At 56.4% G+C, this 514-nt stretch carries 1 rRNA gene; it reads right to left on the bottom strand.

Annotated features, from left to right (window positions below):
• Positions 1-514, bottom strand: a 23S ribosomal RNA gene (locus ABD665_RS21640); the annotation flags it as partial.

Here is a 514-nt window from a genome sequence, read left to right as displayed (position 1 = left end):
CGGCGCGGAATCACTTGACCAGTGAGCTATTACGCACTCTTTCAAGGGTGGCTGCTTCCAAGCCAACCTCCTGGTTGTCTCCGCAACTCCACATCCTTTTCCACTTAGCAATCGCTTAGGGGCCTTAGCTGGTGTTCTGGGCTGTTTCCCTCTCGACTACGAACCTTATCGCCCGCAGTCTCACTGCCGCGCTTGGCTTACCGGCATTCGGAGTTTGGCTAATTTCGGTAAGCTTGTGGGCCCCCTAGACTATCCAGTGCTCTACCTCCGGCAAGAAACACGCGACGCTGCACCTATATGCATTTCGGGGAGAACCAGCTATCACGGAGTTTGATTGGCCTTTCACCCCTATCCACAGCTCATCCCCCAGGTTTTCAACCCTGGTGGGTTCGGGCCTCCACGACGTCTTACCGTCGCTTCACCCTGGCCATGGATAGATCACTCCGCTTCGGGTCTAGAGCATGCGACTCGACGCCCTATTCGGACTTGCTTTCGCTACGGCTTCCCCACACGG

Source organism: Microlunatus spumicola (assembly GCF_039536445.1).
Lineage (GTDB): Bacteria > Actinomycetota > Actinomycetes > Propionibacteriales > Propionibacteriaceae > Microlunatus > Microlunatus spumicola.
This window is presented reverse-complemented; position numbering and strand designations above follow the sequence as displayed.